This window comes from Halomonas sp. IOP_31 (genome assembly GCF_021151495.1).
Taxonomy (GTDB): Bacteria; Pseudomonadota; Gammaproteobacteria; order Pseudomonadales; family Halomonadaceae; genus Modicisalibacter; species Modicisalibacter zincidurans.
Genome location: NZ_JAIRBP010000007.1, coordinates 79239 through 97638, shown reverse-complemented (window position 1 = coordinate 97638; position 18400 = coordinate 79239). Strand labels below are relative to the sequence as shown.

17 protein-coding genes are annotated in these 18400 nt (G+C 65.0%); 11 read left to right on the top strand and 6 right to left on the bottom strand.

The window, feature by feature from the left end; all coding sequences use genetic code 11:
* Nucleotides 1-55: 55 nt before the first annotated feature.
* Genes K7I12_RS05995 through K7I12_RS05980 form a run of 4 tightly spaced genes read left to right on the top strand, consistent with a single transcriptional unit; the run spans nt 56 to nt 4867 of the window.
* A complete protein-coding gene (locus K7I12_RS05995) occupies nt 56-1558 on the top strand; it encodes a sugar ABC transporter ATP-binding protein (RefSeq protein WP_231663422.1) in 1503 nt (500 codons plus the stop codon).
* Nucleotides 1555-2535 carry an ABC transporter permease gene (locus K7I12_RS05990; protein WP_231663420.1) on the top strand — a complete coding sequence of 327 codons (981 nt, stop codon included), beginning with the start codon at nt 1555-1557 and terminating at the stop codon, nt 2533-2535. Before K7I12_RS05995 ends, K7I12_RS05990 begins: the two co-directional genes overlap by 4 nt.
* 45 nt (nt 2536-2580) lie before the next feature.
* A complete protein-coding gene (locus K7I12_RS05985) occupies nt 2581-4125 on the top strand; it encodes an FGGY-family carbohydrate kinase (protein ID WP_031382381.1) in 1545 nt (514 codons plus the stop codon).
* A 10-nt stretch (nt 4126-4135) separates the two neighbouring features.
* Nucleotides 4136-4867 (top strand): SDR family oxidoreductase, encoded by a 732-nt coding sequence (locus K7I12_RS05980; RefSeq protein WP_031382380.1) that lies wholly within the window; start codon nt 4136-4138, stop codon nt 4865-4867.
* A gap of 43 nt (nt 4868-4910) precedes the next feature.
* Here K7I12_RS05980 and K7I12_RS05975 read toward each other — a convergent pair whose 3' ends face one another.
* The 4 genes from K7I12_RS05975 to phaR all read right to left on the bottom strand — a co-directional run bounded on the left by K7I12_RS05975 (nt 4911) and on the right by phaR (nt 8763).
* Nucleotides 4911-5888 (bottom strand): LacI family DNA-binding transcriptional regulator, encoded by a 978-nt coding sequence (locus K7I12_RS05975; RefSeq protein ID WP_231663418.1) that lies wholly within the window; start codon nt 5886-5888, stop codon nt 4911-4913.
* Between the two features lie 51 nt (nt 5889-5939).
* On the bottom strand, nt 5940-6812 hold the full coding sequence (locus K7I12_RS05970; protein WP_031382378.1) for a phosphoribulokinase: 873 nt from the start codon (nt 6810-6812) through the stop codon (nt 5940-5942).
* Nucleotides 6813-6936: 124 nt separating this feature from the next.
* Complete coding sequence (gene purD, locus K7I12_RS05965) at nt 6937-8223, bottom strand: phosphoribosylamine--glycine ligase (protein ID WP_031382377.1); 1287 nt, start codon at nt 8221-8223, stop codon at nt 6937-6939.
* An 81-nt stretch (nt 8224-8304) separates the two neighbouring features.
* The gene (phaR, locus tag K7I12_RS05960) at nt 8305-8763 is read right to left on the bottom strand and encodes a polyhydroxyalkanoate synthesis repressor PhaR (RefSeq protein WP_031382376.1); all 459 of its coding nucleotides are present in this window, start codon (nt 8761-8763) and stop codon (nt 8305-8307) included.
* 148 nt (nt 8764-8911) lie between these two features.
* On the opposite strand from phaR, the gene K7I12_RS05955 reads away from it, so the two are divergent.
* Complete coding sequence (locus K7I12_RS05955) at nt 8912-9625, top strand: 16S rRNA (uracil(1498)-N(3))-methyltransferase (protein WP_031382375.1); 714 nt, start codon at nt 8912-8914, stop codon at nt 9623-9625.
* A gap of 11 nt (nt 9626-9636) precedes the next feature.
* Here the strand turns inward: K7I12_RS05955 and K7I12_RS05950 are convergent, their stop codons facing one another.
* The gene (locus tag K7I12_RS05950) at nt 9637-10935 is read right to left on the bottom strand and encodes a lytic murein transglycosylase (protein WP_231663416.1); all 1299 of its coding nucleotides are present in this window, start codon (nt 10933-10935) and stop codon (nt 9637-9639) included.
* A 536-nt stretch (nt 10936-11471) separates the two neighbouring features.
* Between K7I12_RS05950 and K7I12_RS05945 the strand changes: the two genes are divergently transcribed.
* Genes K7I12_RS05945 through K7I12_RS05920 form a run of 6 tightly spaced genes read left to right on the top strand, consistent with a single transcriptional unit; the run spans nt 11472 to nt 17378 of the window.
* Nucleotides 11472-14276: a monovalent cation/H+ antiporter subunit A gene (locus K7I12_RS05945; protein WP_031382373.1), complete on the top strand. Its 2805-nt coding sequence runs from the start codon at nt 11472-11474 to the stop codon at nt 14274-14276.
* On the top strand, nt 14276-14626 hold the full coding sequence (locus K7I12_RS05940) for a Na+/H+ antiporter subunit C (protein ID WP_031382372.1): 351 nt from the start codon (nt 14276-14278) through the stop codon (nt 14624-14626). Before K7I12_RS05945 ends, K7I12_RS05940 begins: the two co-directional genes overlap by 1 nt.
* Nucleotides 14623-16218: a monovalent cation/H+ antiporter subunit D gene (locus K7I12_RS05935; protein WP_031382371.1), complete on the top strand. Its 1596-nt coding sequence runs from the start codon at nt 14623-14625 to the stop codon at nt 16216-16218. Before K7I12_RS05940 ends, K7I12_RS05935 begins: the two co-directional genes overlap by 4 nt.
* Nucleotides 16215-16712 carry a Na+/H+ antiporter subunit E gene (locus K7I12_RS05930; RefSeq protein WP_031382370.1) on the top strand — a complete coding sequence of 166 codons (498 nt, stop codon included), beginning with the start codon at nt 16215-16217 and terminating at the stop codon, nt 16710-16712. The genes K7I12_RS05935 and K7I12_RS05930 overlap by 4 nt, the downstream gene beginning before the upstream one ends.
* Complete coding sequence (locus K7I12_RS05925) at nt 16706-16975, top strand: K+/H+ antiporter subunit F (RefSeq protein ID WP_031382369.1); 270 nt, start codon at nt 16706-16708, stop codon at nt 16973-16975. The genes K7I12_RS05930 and K7I12_RS05925 overlap by 7 nt, the downstream gene beginning before the upstream one ends.
* A 13-nt stretch (nt 16976-16988) precedes the next feature.
* The gene (locus K7I12_RS05920; RefSeq protein ID WP_031382368.1) at nt 16989-17378 is read left to right on the top strand and encodes a Na+/H+ antiporter subunit G; all 390 of its coding nucleotides are present in this window, start codon (nt 16989-16991) and stop codon (nt 17376-17378) included.
* A gap of 20 nt (nt 17379-17398) precedes the next feature.
* Here the strand turns inward: K7I12_RS05920 and hemH are convergent, their stop codons facing one another.
* Nucleotides 17399-18388 (bottom strand): ferrochelatase, encoded by a 990-nt coding sequence (gene hemH, locus K7I12_RS05915; RefSeq protein ID WP_031382367.1) that lies wholly within the window; start codon nt 18386-18388, stop codon nt 17399-17401.
* Nucleotides 18389-18400 lie beyond the last annotated feature (12 nt).

The window sequence follows — 18400 nt, the reverse complement described above, 5'->3', positions numbered from 1 at the left end:
CTACCGTAGACGCTGACAACGTGTGCCGCCCGGAGCGGCACACGCGAGTATCCCCATGACTCCATTACTTTCCCTAAGGCATATCTCGAAGTCGTTTCCCGGGGTGAAAGCTCTGCAGGATGTGTCTTTCGATGTCCACGCTGGAGAGGTACATGCCCTGCTCGGCGAGAACGGGGCCGGCAAGTCGACCCTGATGAAGATCCTTTGCGGCATCTACCGCCAGGACGAGGGGGACATCGTAATCGATGGCAAAGCATGCAACTTCCACGGCTATCAGGATGCCCTCGATGCCGGAATCGGCATCATCTTCCAGGAATTCAGCCTGATCCCCGACTTGGATGCCGTGGATAATATCTTCCTTGGACACGAGCGACGCAACCGGCTCGGGCTACGCGATAAGCCCGGCATGATCCGCGAGGCACAACGTCTGTTCGACCGCCTCAAGATCTCGATTCCCCTGGACTGTTCCATCGCCGAACTGAGCGTCGCCGACCAGCAGTTCATCGAGATCGCCAAGGCCCTTTCGCTGGATGCCCGCATCCTGGTTCTAGACGAACCGACCGCGACTCTGACGCCCAGCGAAGCCGACCACCTGTTCACCATCATGCGCGAATTGCGCGACCAGCAGGTCGGCATGGTATTCATCTCCCACCACATGGAGGAGATCTTCACTATCTGCGATCGCGTCACCGTAATGCGCGATGGCGAGAAGGTCGACAATTGTGACATCACCGCGACTACTCGCGACGATCTGATCGAGAAAATGGTCGGCCGCCGCGTCGAGAACATCTTCCCTGCGCATCGTTGCGATGCTGATTACCGCAATGTGGTACTGGATATACAGGCCTTACGCCTCCACGCCAATGGTCCTGAGCACTCGCTGAAGCTCCACCGAGGCGAGATCCTCGGCTTTGCGGGTTTGGTGGGCTCCGGCCGCACGGAGCTGGCCATGGGGCTGATCGGCGCGACGCGCCCCGTGAACGCCAAGGTCAGCATGGAGGGTAAGCCAGTCAGGCTCCGCCACCCCGCCACCGCCTTGGAGCAGGGGATCGGGTTGTTGCCGGAAAGCCGCAAGACCCAGGGGCTGATCCTTCCGTTCTCGTGTCGCGACAACATCTCGTTGAACAATTTGACGCAATTCCAGGCCGCCCTGCCGTTTATTAGGCGCAACGAGGAGTCGCGTACCGCCGCAAAGTTGATGGCATCGGTGCGCGTCAAAGCGCCCGGTCCCGAGACCCCGGTTGGCGAACTCAGTGGCGGCAACCAGCAAAAGGTGGTCATCGCCCGCTGGCTAGGTCATCGGTGCAAAGTGCTGATCTTCGATGAGCCAACCCGCGGCATCGACGTCGGTGCAAAGGCGGAAATCTACGCGCTGATGAAGGAACTCACCGCCAAAGGCGTGGCGATCATCCTGATCTCCTCGGAACTCCTCGAAGTGCTCGGCCTGTGTGATCGCGCCGCTGTCTTCCACCACGGGCGGATCGCTGCCGAACTCAAGGGTGGCGATCTCAACTCACAAACAATTATGCACCATGCCACGGGGGGACTCAGCCAATGAGCCAGCTCGCCTCAACTCCCGGCACAGCCCGTCAGTCACTCAACATGCGACTGGCTCGCTGGCGCCGCACCCCGATTTTCTATCCGCTGATCGGCCTCGTCACAGTCTTCGTCGCCATGGCATTGATCAATGACAATTTCCTTACTTTGGGCAATCAGATCAACCTGGTGCGACAAGTGTCGATCATTGCGATCATCGCGGTGGGAATGAGCCTGGCCATCCTGACCGGGGGCATCGACCTCTCGGTAGGACCGGTGATGGCCCTGTCGGGAACGGTCATGGCCGGATTGATGGTCGCCAGTGTCCCGCCCTCGCTGGCGATCATTCTGGGGCTGCTGGTCGGTGCCGCCTTCGGGGCCTTCAACGGTCTCTTCATTGCCTTCGCCGGTATGCCGCCGATCATCGTCACCCTGGCCACCATGGGCATCGCCCGCGGGCTCGGGCTGATCTACACCGGCGGCTACCCGATTTCCGGGTTACCCTCGGAATTCGCCTTCTTCGGCCGCGGTACCCTGGCCGGTATCGAAATGCCCATCCTGATCATGTTCGCCGTCTACGCGCTCGGATATGTACTGCTCAGCCATACCGCCACCGGACGCTACCTGTACGCCATCGGCGGTAACGAAGAAGCCACCCGGCTGTCCGGCATTCGCGTCTCGCGCTACAAGCTGCTGGTCTACACCCTGAGCGGCACTACCGCGGCCATCGCTGGACTGGTCATCACCTCTCGTCTGATGAGCGGCCAGCCCAATGCCGGGGTCGGCTTCGAGCTCGATGCCATCGCCGCCGTGGTACTGGGTGGGGCCGCCATCACCGGTGGGCGAGGCATGATACTCGGCACCCTGGTCGGGGCCTTGCTGCTCGGCGTGCTCAACAACGGTCTCAATCTGATGGGCGTCTCTCCCTACCTCCAGAACGTTGTCAAAGGCCTGATCATCCTGCTGGCAATCTACATAAGCCGCAAGCGCACGACCTGACCACCAGCCAGCTCAAGGCCACCCTCAAGCGCAAGGGGTATCTGCATGGAAACCGTTATCGGGATCGACATCGGCACCCAAAGCACCAAGGCAGTGGTAATCGATCGCCAAGGCCGGATCCTGGCCGAGCATGGCCAGGGCTACCGGGTCGACACCCCACGTCCACTCTGGGCCGAGCAGTGGCCGAACGTATGGTGGGAGGCCGTACTCAACTGCATCAGGGCCTGCCTGGAAGCCTCCGAGGTCGATCCCCGAGGCGTCAAGGGACTGTGTGTCAGCAGCCTCTATGGCGGCTCGGGAATCCCGGTCGACGCCGAGATCCAGCCCGTTCACCCCTGCCTGATCTGGATGGATCGCCGTGCGGAGGCCCAGGTCCAGTGGGTGAAGGAGCACATCGACCTGACTCGACTGGGAAGCGTCACCGGCAATGGCGTGGACAGCTACTACGGCTTCACCAAGATGATGTGGCTTAAGGCCGAGCGCCCGGAAATCTGGAAACGCACCCGCTATCTGCTGCCACCCAACAGCTACATCAACTATCGCCTGAGTGGCGAGATCGCCATCGACCACAGTTCGGCCGGTAACATCGGCGGCGTCTACGACCTCGCGGCACGCGACTGGTCGACGGAAATGCTCGAGGCCCTGGGACTCGAGCAGGACAAGATGCCTTCCCGACTGGTCGACTCTGGTGCGACCGTTGGCGGCCTGCTGCCCGCGCTGGCCGACGAACTAGGCCTGCCCGCCGGCATTCCGGTGATCGCCGGCGGGGTCGATGCGGCGATGGCCACGTTGGCGGCGGGGGCGACCCGGCCCGGCAATCACGTTGCCATGATCGGCACCAGTATGTGCTGGGGGGTGATCAACCAGCACGTCGATGCCGACCAGGGGCTGATAAGCATGCCGCATGTACTGAATGGAGACCGGGATCTATATACCTTTGGCGGCGCGCTGACCGCCGGGGCTTCGGTCAGTTGGTTCGTCGATACTCTGTGCGGCGAGGACAGGGCCGCGGCCGGGGAGCATGGCAGCGTCTACGATCGGCTCGAGCCGCCCGCCCGAGAGCTTCCCCCGGGCGCCGATGGCTTGCTGTTTCTGCCCTACCTGATGGGCGAACGCAGTCCGGTATGGGACGCCCGGGCCAGTGCCTGCTTCATCGGTTTGAGCCTTTATCACCGACGCCCTCACCTGTATCGCGCCGTACTCGAAGGCGTGACCTTCGCCCTGCGTCATAACATGGAAGCCGGCAGCCAACAGGGGGAAGTGCTCGACCCCTACCTGGTCGTGGTCGGCGGCGCCACCCGTTCAAACCTCTGGATGCAGATCATCGCCGACGTAACCCAACTGCCCGTCTATACCTACCGCGAGGACGTGGAAGCGGCCCTGGGCGCCGGCCTGCTGGCCGGCCAAGCCGTCGATCTGCTCGACATCTCAGCTACCAACCGTCATGGCAACCTCGATGAGCGGGCCACACCCGATCCACAAGCGGCAGCCCGCTACGACGAACTCTTCGCGCTCTATTGCCAACTCTACCCCACTCTCAAGCCCATCATGCACCGGCTCAGTGACGCCGGTGCGATGACAGCCCATTGAAGGACAGATCATGGATTTCGAACTTCGGGGGAAGCACTTCCTGGTGACCGGGGCGACCAGCGGCATCGGCCTGGAAATCGCCCGACTGTTGCGCGAGTGCGGCGCCGATCTAGTGCTATTCGGCCGTAACCAGGAGCGTCTCAAGGCCCTCGAACACGAACTGGGCGCCCGTACCGTGGCCCTGGACATCACCGACGAGTACGCGATTACAGCGGCTTTCGCCGACCTCCCGGCTCTTGACGGTCTGGTCAACTGCGCAGGCATCTCGATTCTCGATCCCGCCACCCGGCTGCACGCCGCGGACCTCGACGCGATGATGGCAACCAACTTGCGTGCCGCTACGATCGTGGCTCGCGAGGCCGCCAACAACATGCTGGCGGCCGGACGCCAGGGCAGCATCGTCAACGTCTCCAGCCAGGCGGCCATGGTCGCGTTGGAGAATCATCTCGGCTATTGCGCCTCGAAGGCGGCGATGGACGCAATGACGCGCGTCCTGTGTCTCGAACTGGGGCCACAGGGCATTCGCGTCAACAGCGTCAATCCCACCGTGACCCTAACCCCGATGGCCGCGCGCGCCTGGTCAGAGCCCGCCAAACGCGACCCCATGCTGGCGGCGATCCCGCTGGGACGCTTTGCCGCCCCCCGCGAGGTCGCGCAGCCGGTGGCCTTTCTGCTGAGTTCGGCCGCTTCGATGATCAGCGGTACCTGCCTGCCGATCGACGGCGGCTACACCGCACGCTGATCACTGTTCGTGCGGTGTCGATGCCGTTCAGCCGATCAGGATGTCAAACAAGATCGGCAGCGATCACGACTTCGCGCACGGGAGACGTGGAGTCGTTGATCCGCTCGAAGAGCAATTGAATCGCCTCGTGCCCCGCCCGATAAGTGTCATGGGCAGCACAGGGTACAGATACATCGAAGATATCGGCATAGGGCAGGCGATCGACCCCTACCACCTTGACGGCGTCCCAGTCTATCTGAGCGTCATGCAGGGCGCGCATGGCCCCCAAGGTAATCAACTGGTTGAAGCCGAAGACCGCCTCGGGGGGGGGCTCCCGAGCCAAGTAAGCGGACATATCACGATAGCCTGGCTGCAACGTGTAATCGCCGGGGCGCTGTTCCAGCGACAACGTCTTGCCCGCCGCCTCATAAGCCGCCACCAGGCCAGCCATACGATCCTGCGTGATCCGAGAGCCACTCGGCCCCGTAAGCGCCAGCACCTGTCCGACCTCCTGGCGAACCAGCCACTCACCGAGTAGTCGCCCGGCATGGTGGTTGTCCAGCACCACGCGACTAAAGTCGCCGACATCCAGGATCCGGTCGATCATCACCATCGGCAGGTGAGCCGCTCGCAGCCGCTCGAGATAAGCGGGCCGATACCCCGCATCATCGGAGACCGGTGAAAGGATGATGCCAGCGACCTGATAGCTGAGCAGGGTCTCGATCGCCACCGCCTCGAGTTCGGCCGAACCGTCGGTGTCGATCAGCATGATCGTATAATCGTGCTGCGCGGCACTGCGCGAAATCGCCTTGATGACCTCACTGTAGAAAGGGTTATCGACGCTGGCGGTAACCAGCCCGACCAAGCGGTTCTTACGACTGCGCAGATGGCTGGCGAAGGCATTCGGCACATAGCCCAACTGGCTTGCTGCCGCGAGGATTCGTTCGCGAGTTTCCGGCTTGACCTTGTCCGGCTTATTTAGCGCACGCGATACCGTCATGTTGGTCATGCCCACATGTTTGGCGATATCGGTGATGGTCACCTTGCCACGTCGTATCATCGTTCTCCCGGCGGGGGGGGGGTTAAACCGGCGTCAACGAAAGCGTCGCTGGGCCAGCAGGTGACGCACCAGCGGGCCGAGGATCAGCTCCATCGCCAGCGACAGCCGCGCGCCGGGCACCACCAGGGTGTGCGGACGGCTCATGAAGGCATCCTGAATCATCGCCAGCAAATAAGGGAAATCCACCGTCGACGGATCGCGGAAACGGATCACCACGAACGATTCAGCGTCGGTGGGGATATCCTGGATCTCGAACGGGTTGGAGGTATCCACCGTGGGCACGCGCTGGAAATTGATGTGGGTGCGCGAGAATTGCGGCTGGATGTAGCGCACGTAGTCGTGCATGCGCCCCAGGATGGTGTCGATCACCGCCTCCTGAGTATAACCACGCAGCTTGGTGTCACGATCGATCTTCTGAATCCACTCGAGGTTCATGGTCGGGGCCACGCCGACCAGCAGGTCGACATGCCGGGCGATATCGCAGTCGCCGGTGACCAGGCCGCCGTGCAGCCCCTCGTAGAACAGCAGGTCGGTACCGCACGGCAGGTCCTGCCACTCGGTGAAGGTGCCGACCTTGTAGCCGGCCTCGATCATGCGCTTGTCTTCGGCATGGATGTAATGGCGGTAGGTGCCGGTGCCCTGCTCACCGTACTCCTGGAACAGCGCTCCGAGCCGATCGAGCAGGTTGGCGCCCACCGCGAAGTGCGAGAGCTCGTCGGTGCGCTCGGGCTCCTCGCGGAAGATCCGCGTCAGCTCTTCCTTGGTGTAGCGATGAAAGGCGTCGCCATCGACGAAGGCGGCATGGACGTCCTCGCGGGTGAACATGCGCTCGAAGGTACGTCGCACGGTGGTGGTGCCGGCGGCCGACGAGCCGGTCACCGCGACGATCGGATACTCGCGGGACATCTCAGTGGGCTCCCACGCGCGAAGCGGCGGCCAGGGCGTACCGATGCAGGCACTGGGCTTGCAAAAACTCGAGCTCGAGGCGTTGCATGGTCAACTCCCTGTCAGTGGACGCGCGCGCCAGGCGTCAGGATTCCCGGGCCACCGCCCGATAGGCGATGTCGCGACGATAGAGGGCTTCGTCCCAGTGGATCGCGGCGACTCCATCGTAGGCACGATCGCGAGCCCGCGAGACCCGCTCGCCCAGGGCGGTTACGCATAGCACGCGCCCGCCGCTGGTGACGATCCGACCTTGGTCGTCTTCCGCCGTGCCGGCATGGAAGACCTTGCAGCCGACGGCCTCGGCGGCGTCCAGCCCGTCGATCGCATCGCCCTTGCGGTAGCTGCCCGGATAGCCGCCGGCGGCCATCACCACACCCACTGCGGCGCGCGCGTCCCACTCGCAGGTCTCGCCATCCAGCCGCCCCTCGGCACCGGCCAGGCACAGCTTGACCAGATCGCTCTTGAGACGCATCAGGATCGGCTGGGTCTCGGGATCGCCGAAGCGACAGTTGTATTCGATCACCTTGGGCGCGCCCTGAGCATCGATCATCAACCCGGCGTACAAAAAGCCTGAGTAGGGATGGCCCTCGGCGGCCATGCCGCGCACCGTGGGCAGGATCACCTCGTCGATGACCCGCCGGTAGACCGTCTCGGTGACCACCGGCGCCGGCGAGTAGGCGCCCATGCCGCCGGTGTTGGGACCGGTATCGCCATCGCCGGCGCGCTTGTGGTCCTGGCTGGTGGCCATCGGCAAGACGTGTTCGCCGTCGACCATGACGATGAAGCTGGCCTCCTCGCCGTCAAGGAACTCCTCGATCACCACCCGGGCGCCGGCGTCGCCGAAGGCGTTGACCTCGAGCATGTCGCGGATCGCCGCTTCGGCCTCGGCGTCGCTCATGGCCACGATCACGCCCTTGCCGGCCGCCAGTCCGTCGGCCTTGATGACGATCGGCGCGCCGCGCTCGGCCAGGTAGGCCAGCGCCGGCTCGACGGCGGTGAAGGTCGCGTACTCGGCGCTGGGGATCGCGTGGCGGGCCAGGAAGTCCTTGGTGAACGCCTTGGAGCCCTCGAGCTGGGCCGCCGCCTGGGTCGGCCCGAAGATTGTCAGGCCGGCGGTGCGGAAGCGATCGACCACCCCGGCGACCAGCGGCGCCTCGGGACCGACGATGGTCAGCCCGATGGCCTGCGCGCGGGCGAAGGCTTCGAGCTCGGCCAGGTCGTCGGCGGCGATCGCCACGTTGGTCAGCTTGGATTCGCGCGCCGTGCCGGCGTTGCCGGGGGCGACATAGACGCAATCCACGTAGGGCGACTGAGCGGCTTTCCAGGCCAGCGCGTGCTCGCGGCCACCGCCGCCGATGATCAGAACCTTCATTGACTAACCTTGCTCGCGAGTGGGGAATCGATCCGCGGCATTATGTCAGAAAGCGTGGCGCGCTGCCCGGCCGCGACGGGCTCAGTCGTCCTTGTCCTCGTCGTCGCGCGTGTGCTGCGTGCGGTTCATCGTCTGCTGCCAGAAGCGCATGTTCTCTTCGGCCATCTCGCGCATCAACTCCATCGGCGTGTGGCGCATGGCCTGCTGCCACTGATCCTTGAAGTGCTTCTGCTGCTCGAGCATCAGTTGGGTGCCCTGCTCCAGGTAACGCGCCAGCGGCAGCGGCTGCGACATGGCGTAGATGCGGATCATCTGGGTCAGCAGGTCGTTGGAGAACACCTCGGCGTCACCGTCGGCCTGTTCCTGCTCGATGATGATCGACAGCAGGATGGTCCGCGTCAGGTCCTCGCCGCTCTTGGCATCCTCGACACGGAACGGCTCGTCGTCGAGAATCAGGCGCCGCAGATCTTCGAGCGTCACGTAACGACTCTGCTGGGTGTCGTAGAGTCGGCGATTGGCATACTTACGTATCACGCGCACGGCGCTGCTCCTCATCGTTAATCGGCATCGATGCATTGTGCACCGCACCCCTTTTCTTGCAACCCATAGCTTGCAAACCATGGCTTGCAAACCCCTGTCAGCCGCCGCGGTCTCGGCTATCATGGCCGCCCGCGTCTTCGGAGCGCTCATGAACCTGATCCTGCTCGACCCCGCCGACCTGACTACCGGCGGCCTGGCGCGCGTCAGCGACCCGCGCCGTCTGCGCCATCTGCGCGAAGTGCATCGCGCCACCCCTGGCGATCGCCTGACGGTGGGGGTGCGCGATGGCCGCTGGGGCACGGCGCGGCTGGCGACGCTGGATACGCAGGCGGCGCTGTTCAGCGAGCTCGTCCTCGACCGGCCGCCGCCGCCGCCGCTGCCGGTGCACCTGGTGCTGGCCCTGCCGCGTCCACGCATGCTGGCCCGAACGCTGGAGCACGTCACCGCGCTGGGGGTCAAGCAGATCACCCTGCTGCACACCCGGCGCGTCGAGAAGAGCTACTGGCAGTCGCCCGAGCTGGCGCCGGCGAAGATCCACGACCACCTGGTGCTGGGCCTCGAGCAGGCCCGCGACACCGTGCTGCCGACGCTCAGTTGCGAGCCCCGCTTCAAGCCGTTCGTCGAGGACCGGCTGCCCGGGCTGCTGGCCGGCAAGCAGGGCCTGCTCGCCCACCCTGGCATGGACGAGGCCTGCCCGCGCGGCATCCACCGGCCCAGCGTGCTGCTGGTCGGCCCCGAAGGCGGCTTCATTGCCTACGAGGTGGAGTGCCTGCTCGCCGCGGGCTGCCAGGGCATCCATCTCGGCGAACGCATCCTGCGCGTCGAGACCGCGGTCACCGCCCTGCTGGCACGGCTCGGCTAATCCGGCCTCGCTCAGTCGGCTTCGAGTCGCTCGAGCATCCCTACGGTGGCGAAGCCGTCCGGCGTCTGTCCCAGGCTGCGCTGGTATTCACGCAGCCCGCGCCGGGTATTCGGTCCGATCACCCCATCCGCAGAGCCGACCTCGAAGCCGCGCGCGTTGAGCAACTGCTGAAGACGCTTGACCTGGCTGCGCGACAGCGCCGGCTGCTGGCGCGGCCAGTCGCCGACCAGCCCCGGTTCGCCGGCCAGCCGCTCGGAGAGCAGCGCGACCGCCAGCGCATAACTGGTCGAGGCGTTGTAGCGCATGATCGTCCGGAAGTTGTGCCCCACCAGGAAGGCTGGCCCGCGGGCGCCGGCCGGGGCGATGATCGAGGCTTGATCAAGCGCTGGCAACTGCGTGCCGCGCACGCCACGCACCCCCTGCGCCAGCCATGCCTGGCTCGAGCGGCGCACGTCCAGTTCGGTCTGGGCGTAGTCGAAGTTATCGGGCAGGCGGACCTCCGCGCCCCACGGCTCGCCCTTTCGCCAGCCGGCGTCGGTCAGGTAACTGGCGGTCGATGCCATGACGTCGGCGATGCTGCCCCAGATGTCGCGTCGGCCGTCGCCGTCGGCGTCGCGGGCATATTTCTCGAAGCTCGACGGCAGAAACTGAGTGTGGCCCATGGCCCCGGCCCAGGAGCCGCGCATGTGCTCGCGGTCGATGTCGCCGCGCTGCAGGATGCGCAACGCCGCGAGCAACTCGCTGCGGGCGAAGTCGGGGCGGCGACCGTCGTAACCCAGCGTGGCCAGCGCGTCGATGGTCGAGAAGCTGCCGAAGTTGCTGCCGTAGTTGCTCTCGATGCCCCAGATCGCCACCAGGATCTCGGCCGGCACGCCGTAGCGCCGACTGGCGGCCTGGATCGGCGCGCGATACTCGGCGAATTGCGCGCGGCCCTGCTGGATCCGGGCGGGGGAAATCGCGGTATCGAGATAGTCCCAGACCTGGCGGGTGAATTCCGGCTGGGCGCGGTCGAGCTCGATGACACGCGGCAGGTAGCGGACGTCATCGAACGCCGCCGCCAGCGTCACCGCGTTGATGCCCTCGGTCAGGGCCTGACGACGGAAGTCGGCGACCCAGGCGACGAAGTCCTGACGTACCGCGGGCGCGGCGGTATCGGTTTGCTCGGCGGCGCTCGCCGCCGTGGTCTGGCTGGCCTCGGGGGCGAGAGTGGCATCGCGGCCGACTATGTCGGTGGTACTGGCGCTGACCTGGCAGCCGGCCAGGGGCATCAGCAGTGTCAGCAGCAATGGAACCGGGAGGCGACGAATCATGAAACTTCCTTGCCAGGCAAATGAACGGAGGACGGTACAGGACGCGCGCGCCTATCTTCTCGCAGGTGAGGCTGCGCGACTAGCGCTGGCCCCGGCGATTTTCGCGGGGCGCGGCCACGCCGGTTACGCTAGATTGGCGTCGGGGGGCGTGGTAGAGTCGAAGACTGACGCCGCGAAGGCGCCAGCCAACCGGCATTTTATCTCAATAAAAACAGCAAACTAGCTTACTTCGAAGACCAATGCTCTTGGATGCCGGGAAGCCACGAAGGGAGGAAGACACCATGACGGGCCACCCCCCGCGCGCAACCCCACGCGCGCCTCGCCATACCGGTGCCGATACTCTGACCACCGCGCGTCCGGTCGACCGCACTCCTGCCTGGATGCTGGCGCCCCGAGCCGTACGCCGCCCGTTTCTTACCGACCCGCCTTTCGATTTCGCTTGATGGTCGTTTCCGCAACGGCTGAACTGTGACCTATCGCAACCGCGCGCCGCGCGCCGGATCCGCCAGAACGCCAACGACGAGAGCGAGTCGTTCATGCCGCTGTTATTGATTGTGCTGCTGCCACTGGTGGGCGGCCTGCTGCCCATCATGAGTTCCAACGAGCGCCGTGGCGCCTGCGCCGCCGTGGCAGCCGCGCCAGTGCTCATAGCACTGGCGGTCGCGCTCTATTATGCCGGCGCGGTACTCGATGGCGAGGTGTTCCGTCAGGCCTACCGCTGGATTCCGGCGCTGGACCTGAGCCTCGCCCTGCGCCTGGACGGCCTTTCTTTGCTGTTCGTGCTGCTGATCCTGGGGATCGGCCTGCTGATCATCGTCTACGCCCGTTACTATCTGCTGGCCAGCGACAACGCACCGCGCTTTTACGCCTTCCTGCTGCTGTTCATGGCGGCGATGCTGGGCATCGTCATGGCCGACAATCTGTTGCTGCTGTGGTTCTTCTGGGAACTCACCAGTCTGTCGTCGTTCCTGCTGATCGGCTACTGGTATCACCAGAGCGAGGCCCGCAAGGGCGCCCGCATGGCGCTCACCGTGACCGGGGCCGGAGGCTTGGCGCTGCTCGCCGGTTTGCTGCTGCTGGGCCGCATCGTCGGCAGCTACGACCTGCAGGTGGTGCTCGACAGCCGCGACATGATTCAGGCCGACCCGCGCTATCTGCCGGCATTGCTGCTGGTACTGCTCGGCGCATTCACCAAGTCGGCCCAGTTTCCCTTCCAGTTCTGGCTGCCTCACGCAATGGCTGCGCCGACGCCGGTGTCGGCATTCCTGCATTCGGCGACCATGGTCAAAGCCGGCGTGTTCCTGCTGGCACGCATGCACCCGGCGCTGGCCGGCAGCCCCGAGTGGCTCTACCTGGTCGGCCTGACCGGCCTGGCGACGATGCTCTACGGGGGCTATTTTGCGCTGCTCAAGTACGATCTCAAGGGCGTGCTGGCCAACTCGACAATCAGTCAGCTGGGGCTGATCACCCTGCTGCTGGGACTCAACAATCAGATAGCGACGGTCGCCGCGCTCTTTCAGATTCTCAGTCATGCTCTCTTCAAGGCGGCGCTGTTCATGACCGCCGGGATCGTCGATCACGAAACCGGAACCCGCGATATCCGCAAGCTTCAGGGACTGTGGCGGACGATGCCGCTGGTCGCGGTAGTGGCGGTCGTCGCCGGGGCGTCGCTGGCCGGGGTACCCTACTTCAGCGGCTTTCTGCCCAAGGAGATGCTGCTCAAGGAGTCCCTCGACACTCAACTGCTGGGCGGGCTGTCATGGTTGATTCCGGTACTGGCGACGCTGGGCAGCCTGTTGTCGGTGGCCTACACGATACGCCTGGTCAACAACGTATTCTTTCAGGGGCCCATGCCCGAGTTGCCCAAGACACCCCATGCACCGCCCAGGCTGATGATCGCTCCGGGGCTGCTGCTTGCCGCGCTGAGCCTGCTGATCGGCACCCTGCCGGCGTTGACCACCACGGCGCTGCTCACCGCGGCGGGCAACGCCGCGCTGGTCGGCGACACGCCCGAACTGCATCTGGTGGTCTGGCAAGGTTTCAGCCTACCGCTGCTGATGAGTGCCATCGCGCTGATCGGCGGCGCCGCGCTGTACTGGCAGCGCAAGTATCTATTCGCCTTTCAGCGCCAGTTTCGTGCCCGCGACGCACGACTGCTGTTCGAGGCCTCGGTCCAGAGCCTGGTACACACCACCCAGCGCGTGATCGACACGTTGGAAAACGGCTCGCTGCAGCGCTACATGCTGTGGCTGGTGATCACCATCCTGGGCCTGGTCGGCGGCACCCTGCTCGACGCCACCGAGCTGCGCGGCCCGCTACCGCTGCAACCGCTCGACGGGGTGGTCATCGTCGGCGCCGGCATGGCGATATTCGCCGGCCTGGCCACGGCGATCCTGCACCGGCGGCGGCTGATCTCGCTGCTGATGCTGTCGATCGTCGGGCTGATGACCTCACTGGCCTTCGCCCGCTTCTCGGCACCCGATGTGGCGCTGACTCAGCTGGCGGTGGAGGTGGTGACCATGATCCTGCTGATGCTGGCGCTGTTCTTCCTGCCCCAGCGAACCCCCAAGGAGTCCGGCGCTGCGCGGATCCTGCGCGACGTATTGCTGGCCACGGCGTTCGGCGGGACCGTCGCCAGCCTCAACTTTGCGGTGCTGACCCGGCCGCTGGAATCGATCTCGCAGTTCTTCATCGCCAACAGCGTGCCGGGTGGCGGCGGGTATAACGTGGTCAACGTGATTCTGGTCGACTTCCGCGGCTTCGATACCCTCGGCGAGATCACCGTGCTGTGCATCGCCGCGGTGGGCATCTACAAGCTGCTCAACCGGCTGCGACTATTCATGCCATCGAGTGACGCCGAGGGCCGGCCATGGTCCCGCGACCGTCATCCGCTGATTCTGATCAGCGTGTCGCAGACCATCCTGCCGCTGGCCCTGCTGGTGTCGGCATTCATCTTTCTGCGCGGTCACAACGCACCGGGCGGCGGTTTCATCGCCGGCCTGGTCACGGCGGTGGCGTTGATCCTCCTGTACATCGCCCATGGCGTCGACTGGTGTCAGCGGCGCATGTCGTTTCAGTACCAGCCGATCGCCGTCGCCGGGGTCGGCCTGGCGACGCTGACCGGCCTGGGCAGCCTGGCGTTAGGCTATCCCTTCTTGACGTCGGCGATCGGCACGTTCTACCTGCCGTTGATCGGCAAGATCAAGCTGGTCACCACGACACTGTTCGACCTGGGGGTGTATCTCACCGTGGTCGGCGCCACGCTGATGATTCTCGCCAACCTCGGCAAGCTGACCACCACGCACCGCCCCAGCAAGCAAAAAGACAAGGAGAAGGCCTGATGGAAGCGCTGTTCTCGATGACTACCGGCGTGCTCGCCGCCTGCGGGCTGTTCCTGGCGCTGCGCGGCCGGACCTTCCCGGTGGTGGTGGGCCTGACGCTGCTCTCCTATGCCGTCAACCTGTTCCTGTTCTCGATGGGCGGGCTGACCACCGGCGGCGCGGCCTTGATCAAAGGCCAGGGCGGCGACTACGCCGACCCGCTGCCCCAGGCCCTGGTGCTCACGGCGATCGTCATCGGCTTCGCCATGACCGCCTTCTCGGTGATCCTGGCGATACGTGCCCGGAGTGATCTGGGCAGCGACCACGTCAACGGCAATCGCCTCGACGAGCCGCGGGAGGAGAGCAGTTGATGGATCACCTGATCGCGCTGCCCATTCTTCTGCCGCTGGTCGCCGGGCTGGGGCTGCTGCTCAACCGTGAAGGACCAGCGACGCCGCGGCGTGTCGTCAGCCTGGTCGCCACGGCACTGCTGCTGGCGGTGTGCGCGCTGCTGCTGGTCCAGAGCGCCGACGGCACGATTCGCTATTATGCGCTGGGCGACTGGCAGCCACCGTTCGGCATCATCCTGGTCGCCGACCGGCTGTCGGCACTGATGGTCACGCTGACCGCCTTACTCGCACTCGGCAGCCTGCTTTATGCCAGCGCAGGCAACGACGAGCAAGGCTCGAATTTTCATGGGCTGTTCCAGTTGCAACTGATGGGCATCAACGGTGCCTTCCTGACCGGTGACCTGTTCAATCTGTTCGTGTTCTTCGAGGTGCTGCTGATCGCCTCCTATTCGCTGCTGATGCACGGCGGCGGCAAGGCGCGCATTCACTCGGGATTCCATTACGTGGTGCTCAACCTGGCCGGCTCTGCGCTGTTCCTGATCGGCCTGGGGGTGCTCTACGGCACCATCGGCACGCTCAACATGGCCGACATGGCGGCGAAAGTGCCAGGGCTCGACAGCAGCCGTCTGGTGCTTGCCAAGGCCGGCGCCATGCTGTTGCTGGTGGTATTCGGCCTGAAGTCGGCAATCCTGCCGCTGTACTTCTGGTTGCCGCGCGCCTATGCCGCGGCCGCGGCCCCGGTCGCTGCGCTGTTCGCGATTCTCACCAAGGTCGGCATCTACGCCATCCTGCGCGTCTTCACGCTGATCTTCGGCGCCCAGGCCGGGGCGCTGGCCTACCTGGCCCAGCCCTGGGTCTGGTGGCTGTCACTGGCGACCCTGGCGCTGGGCGGGGTGGGCGTGCTCTCGTCACGGGATCTGCGTACCCAGGTCGCCTATCTGATCATCATCTCGGTGGGCACTCTGCTCGCCGGAATCGGCATGAACAGCATCGATGCCAACGCCGCGCTGCTCTATTACATGGTGCATACCACGCTGGTGACCGGCGGGCTGTTCCTGCTGGTCGACATCATCGCCCATCAGCGCGGCAAGGCCGGCGCACGCATCGTCCGCGGCCGGGCCGTCAATCAAACCGCATTGCTGGGCACGCTGTTCTTCATCGGCGCGCTGACGGTGGCCGGGATTCCGCCCTTTTCCGGCGCGGTCGGCAAGGCGCTGGTCCTGAAGGCCGCCACGGCCAGCCAACTGGTATGGCTGTGGCCGGTCCTGCTGATCAGCAGTCTGGCGGCGATCGTCGCCCTGTCGCGCACCGGCTCGACGCTGTTCTGGCGGACCTCGGGAGGCGAGCGCCGCCGCGAGCGCCACGAGAGCGGCGAACGCGACAAGGAGCATGAGCGCGACAAGGACAGCGAACGCGGCCAGCGCCGCGTCGGGGCGATGCGTACGGCGGGCCTTCTGCTGCTGCTCGGCGCCTCGCCCCTGCTGGTGATCTTCGCCGGACCGCTGACCGACTTCACCAGCGCCACGGCCGATCAGCTCGCCGATCAGGAGGCGTACATTCGCTCGATCATCGAACGTGAAGCGCCCAGCGATGCCACAGGAGACGAGCCATGATTCCGGTACGACCCTGGTTGCCGATGCCGCTGCTCTCGGTACTGTTGCTCGCCATGTGGCTGATGCTGCAACAGAGCGTGTCGGTCGGTCAGCTGCTGCTCGGCGGTTTCCTGGCGCTGGTCATTCCGCTGATTACCCGGCCCTTCTGGGAGAGCCAGCCAACCGTCAAGCGGCCGTGGCTGTTGCTGCGCTACGTGCTGCGCGTGCTCGGCGACATCATCGTCGCCAACTACGAGGTCTCCAAGCTGATTCTCAACCCGCGCAGCCGCATGAGCCCGGTGTTCATCGAGTATCCGCTGGAACTCGAGGAGGCCTTCACGATCACCATCCTCGCCAGCACGATCACCCTGACCCCGGGGACGGTCTCGGCCCACCTGCGTCTCGACCGGCGCACGTTGGTGGTCCACGCACTCAATGCCGAGGATGTGCAAGCCACCATCGACAGGATCCACCATCGCTACGAGCGCCCGCTCAAGGAGATCTTCGAATGCTAGACATCGCACTCTGGATCAGCCTGGCGCTGTTCACCGCAGCGACGCTGCTGACGCTGTATCGCGCGGCGATCGGCCCTGACCTGCCCGACCGTATCCTGGCGCTGGACACCCTGTACGTGAACTCCATCGCGCTGATCGTGCTGTTCGGCATCTGGCTCAACGACAAGATCTATTTCGAGGCGGCCTTGCTGATCGCCATGCTCGGCTTCATCAGCACCGTGGCGGTTTGCAAGTACCTGCTACGCGGCGACATCATCGAATAAGGAGGGCAGCGAGATGATCGGTTTCCATACCGCGATGGAAGGCGTGATCGCCTTCTTCATGGTGGCCGGCGGGGTCTTTGCGTTTATCGGCGCGCTGGGCCTGACCCACCTGCGCGATTTCTACATGCGCCTGCACGGCCCGACCAAGACCACCACGCTGGGCGTGGGCTGCGTGCTGATCGCTTCGATGGGCTATTTCAGTCTGGTCAAGGAAGGCCTGAGCTATCAGGAATTGCTGATCACCGTTTTTCTGTTCATTACCGCCCCGGTGTCGGCGCATCTGCTGGCCAAGAGCGCCCTGCATCAGAAGCTCCCCCGCTTCGAGCCCACCCGGGACGATATTCCCGAGCTCAAGGAACAAGGCGAAGACGACGAGGGCGAGCGCGCAAGTCGCCAGCCTTGAAGACCGCGCAACGCGGCGAATTACCAGCCGCGGCTATGCTGCTCGACGAGTTGCGCCAGCAGGTCGATGTGATCGCGACGATCGTTGAGCGCCGCGATGTAGCGATAGGTCTTGCCGCCGGCCGCGGCGAAGTTGTCGCGGTTTTCCACCTCGAGCTCCTCGAGCGTTTCCAGGCAGTCCGCAGAAAACGCCGGGCTGATGATATCGACATGCTCGACGCCCTCCTGGCCCCAGGCCTTGAGCGTCATGTCGGTATACGGTTTGAGCCACTCCTCGCGACCGAAGCGCGATTGATAGCTCATCAGCCACTCGTCCTCGCCGAGCCCCAGCTCGGCGGCCAGCAAGCGGCTGGTGGCCTGGCAGTGCTGCGGGTAGGGATCGCCGGCCTCGGCATAGCGTTTGGGGATGCCGTGATAGGACATCATCAGCCGCCCGCGCTCGCCATCGTGCCTGCGCCAGTGCTCGCGCACGCTCGCCGCCAATGCGCCGATGTACGCCGGATGGTCGTGATAATCGCGGACGAAGCGCAACTCGGGCAGATGCGGACAGGGCTTGAGCGCGCGCGCCAGCCGGTCGAACACGGCCGCGGTCGTCGAGCGCGAAAACTGCGGGTACAGCGGCAGCACCAGGATGCGCTCCGCCCCGGCATCGCGCAGCGCCTTGCCGGCCGTCTCCATGCTCGGCTGGCCGTAGGTCATGGCCAGCTCGACCGGAAGCGTCTCGCCGAACTGCTCGGCGAGACGCTCGGCCAGGGCACGTTGCTGGCGCCGGCCGATCGCCAGCAACGGCGAACCGTCCTCGCCCCAGATCGCCGCGTAGCCCTTGGCGACCTTGCGCGGCCGGATGCGCAGGATCACCCCGTGCAAGATCAGCCACCATAGCGGCCGCGAGACGTCGATTACCCGTTCATCCCACAGGAACTCTCCCAGGTAGCGCCGCACCGCCTCGGAGGTCGGTGCAGCCGGAGTGCCGAGATTGGCCAGTAATACACCGAAACGGGCATTGGGCATGATGGGTCTCCT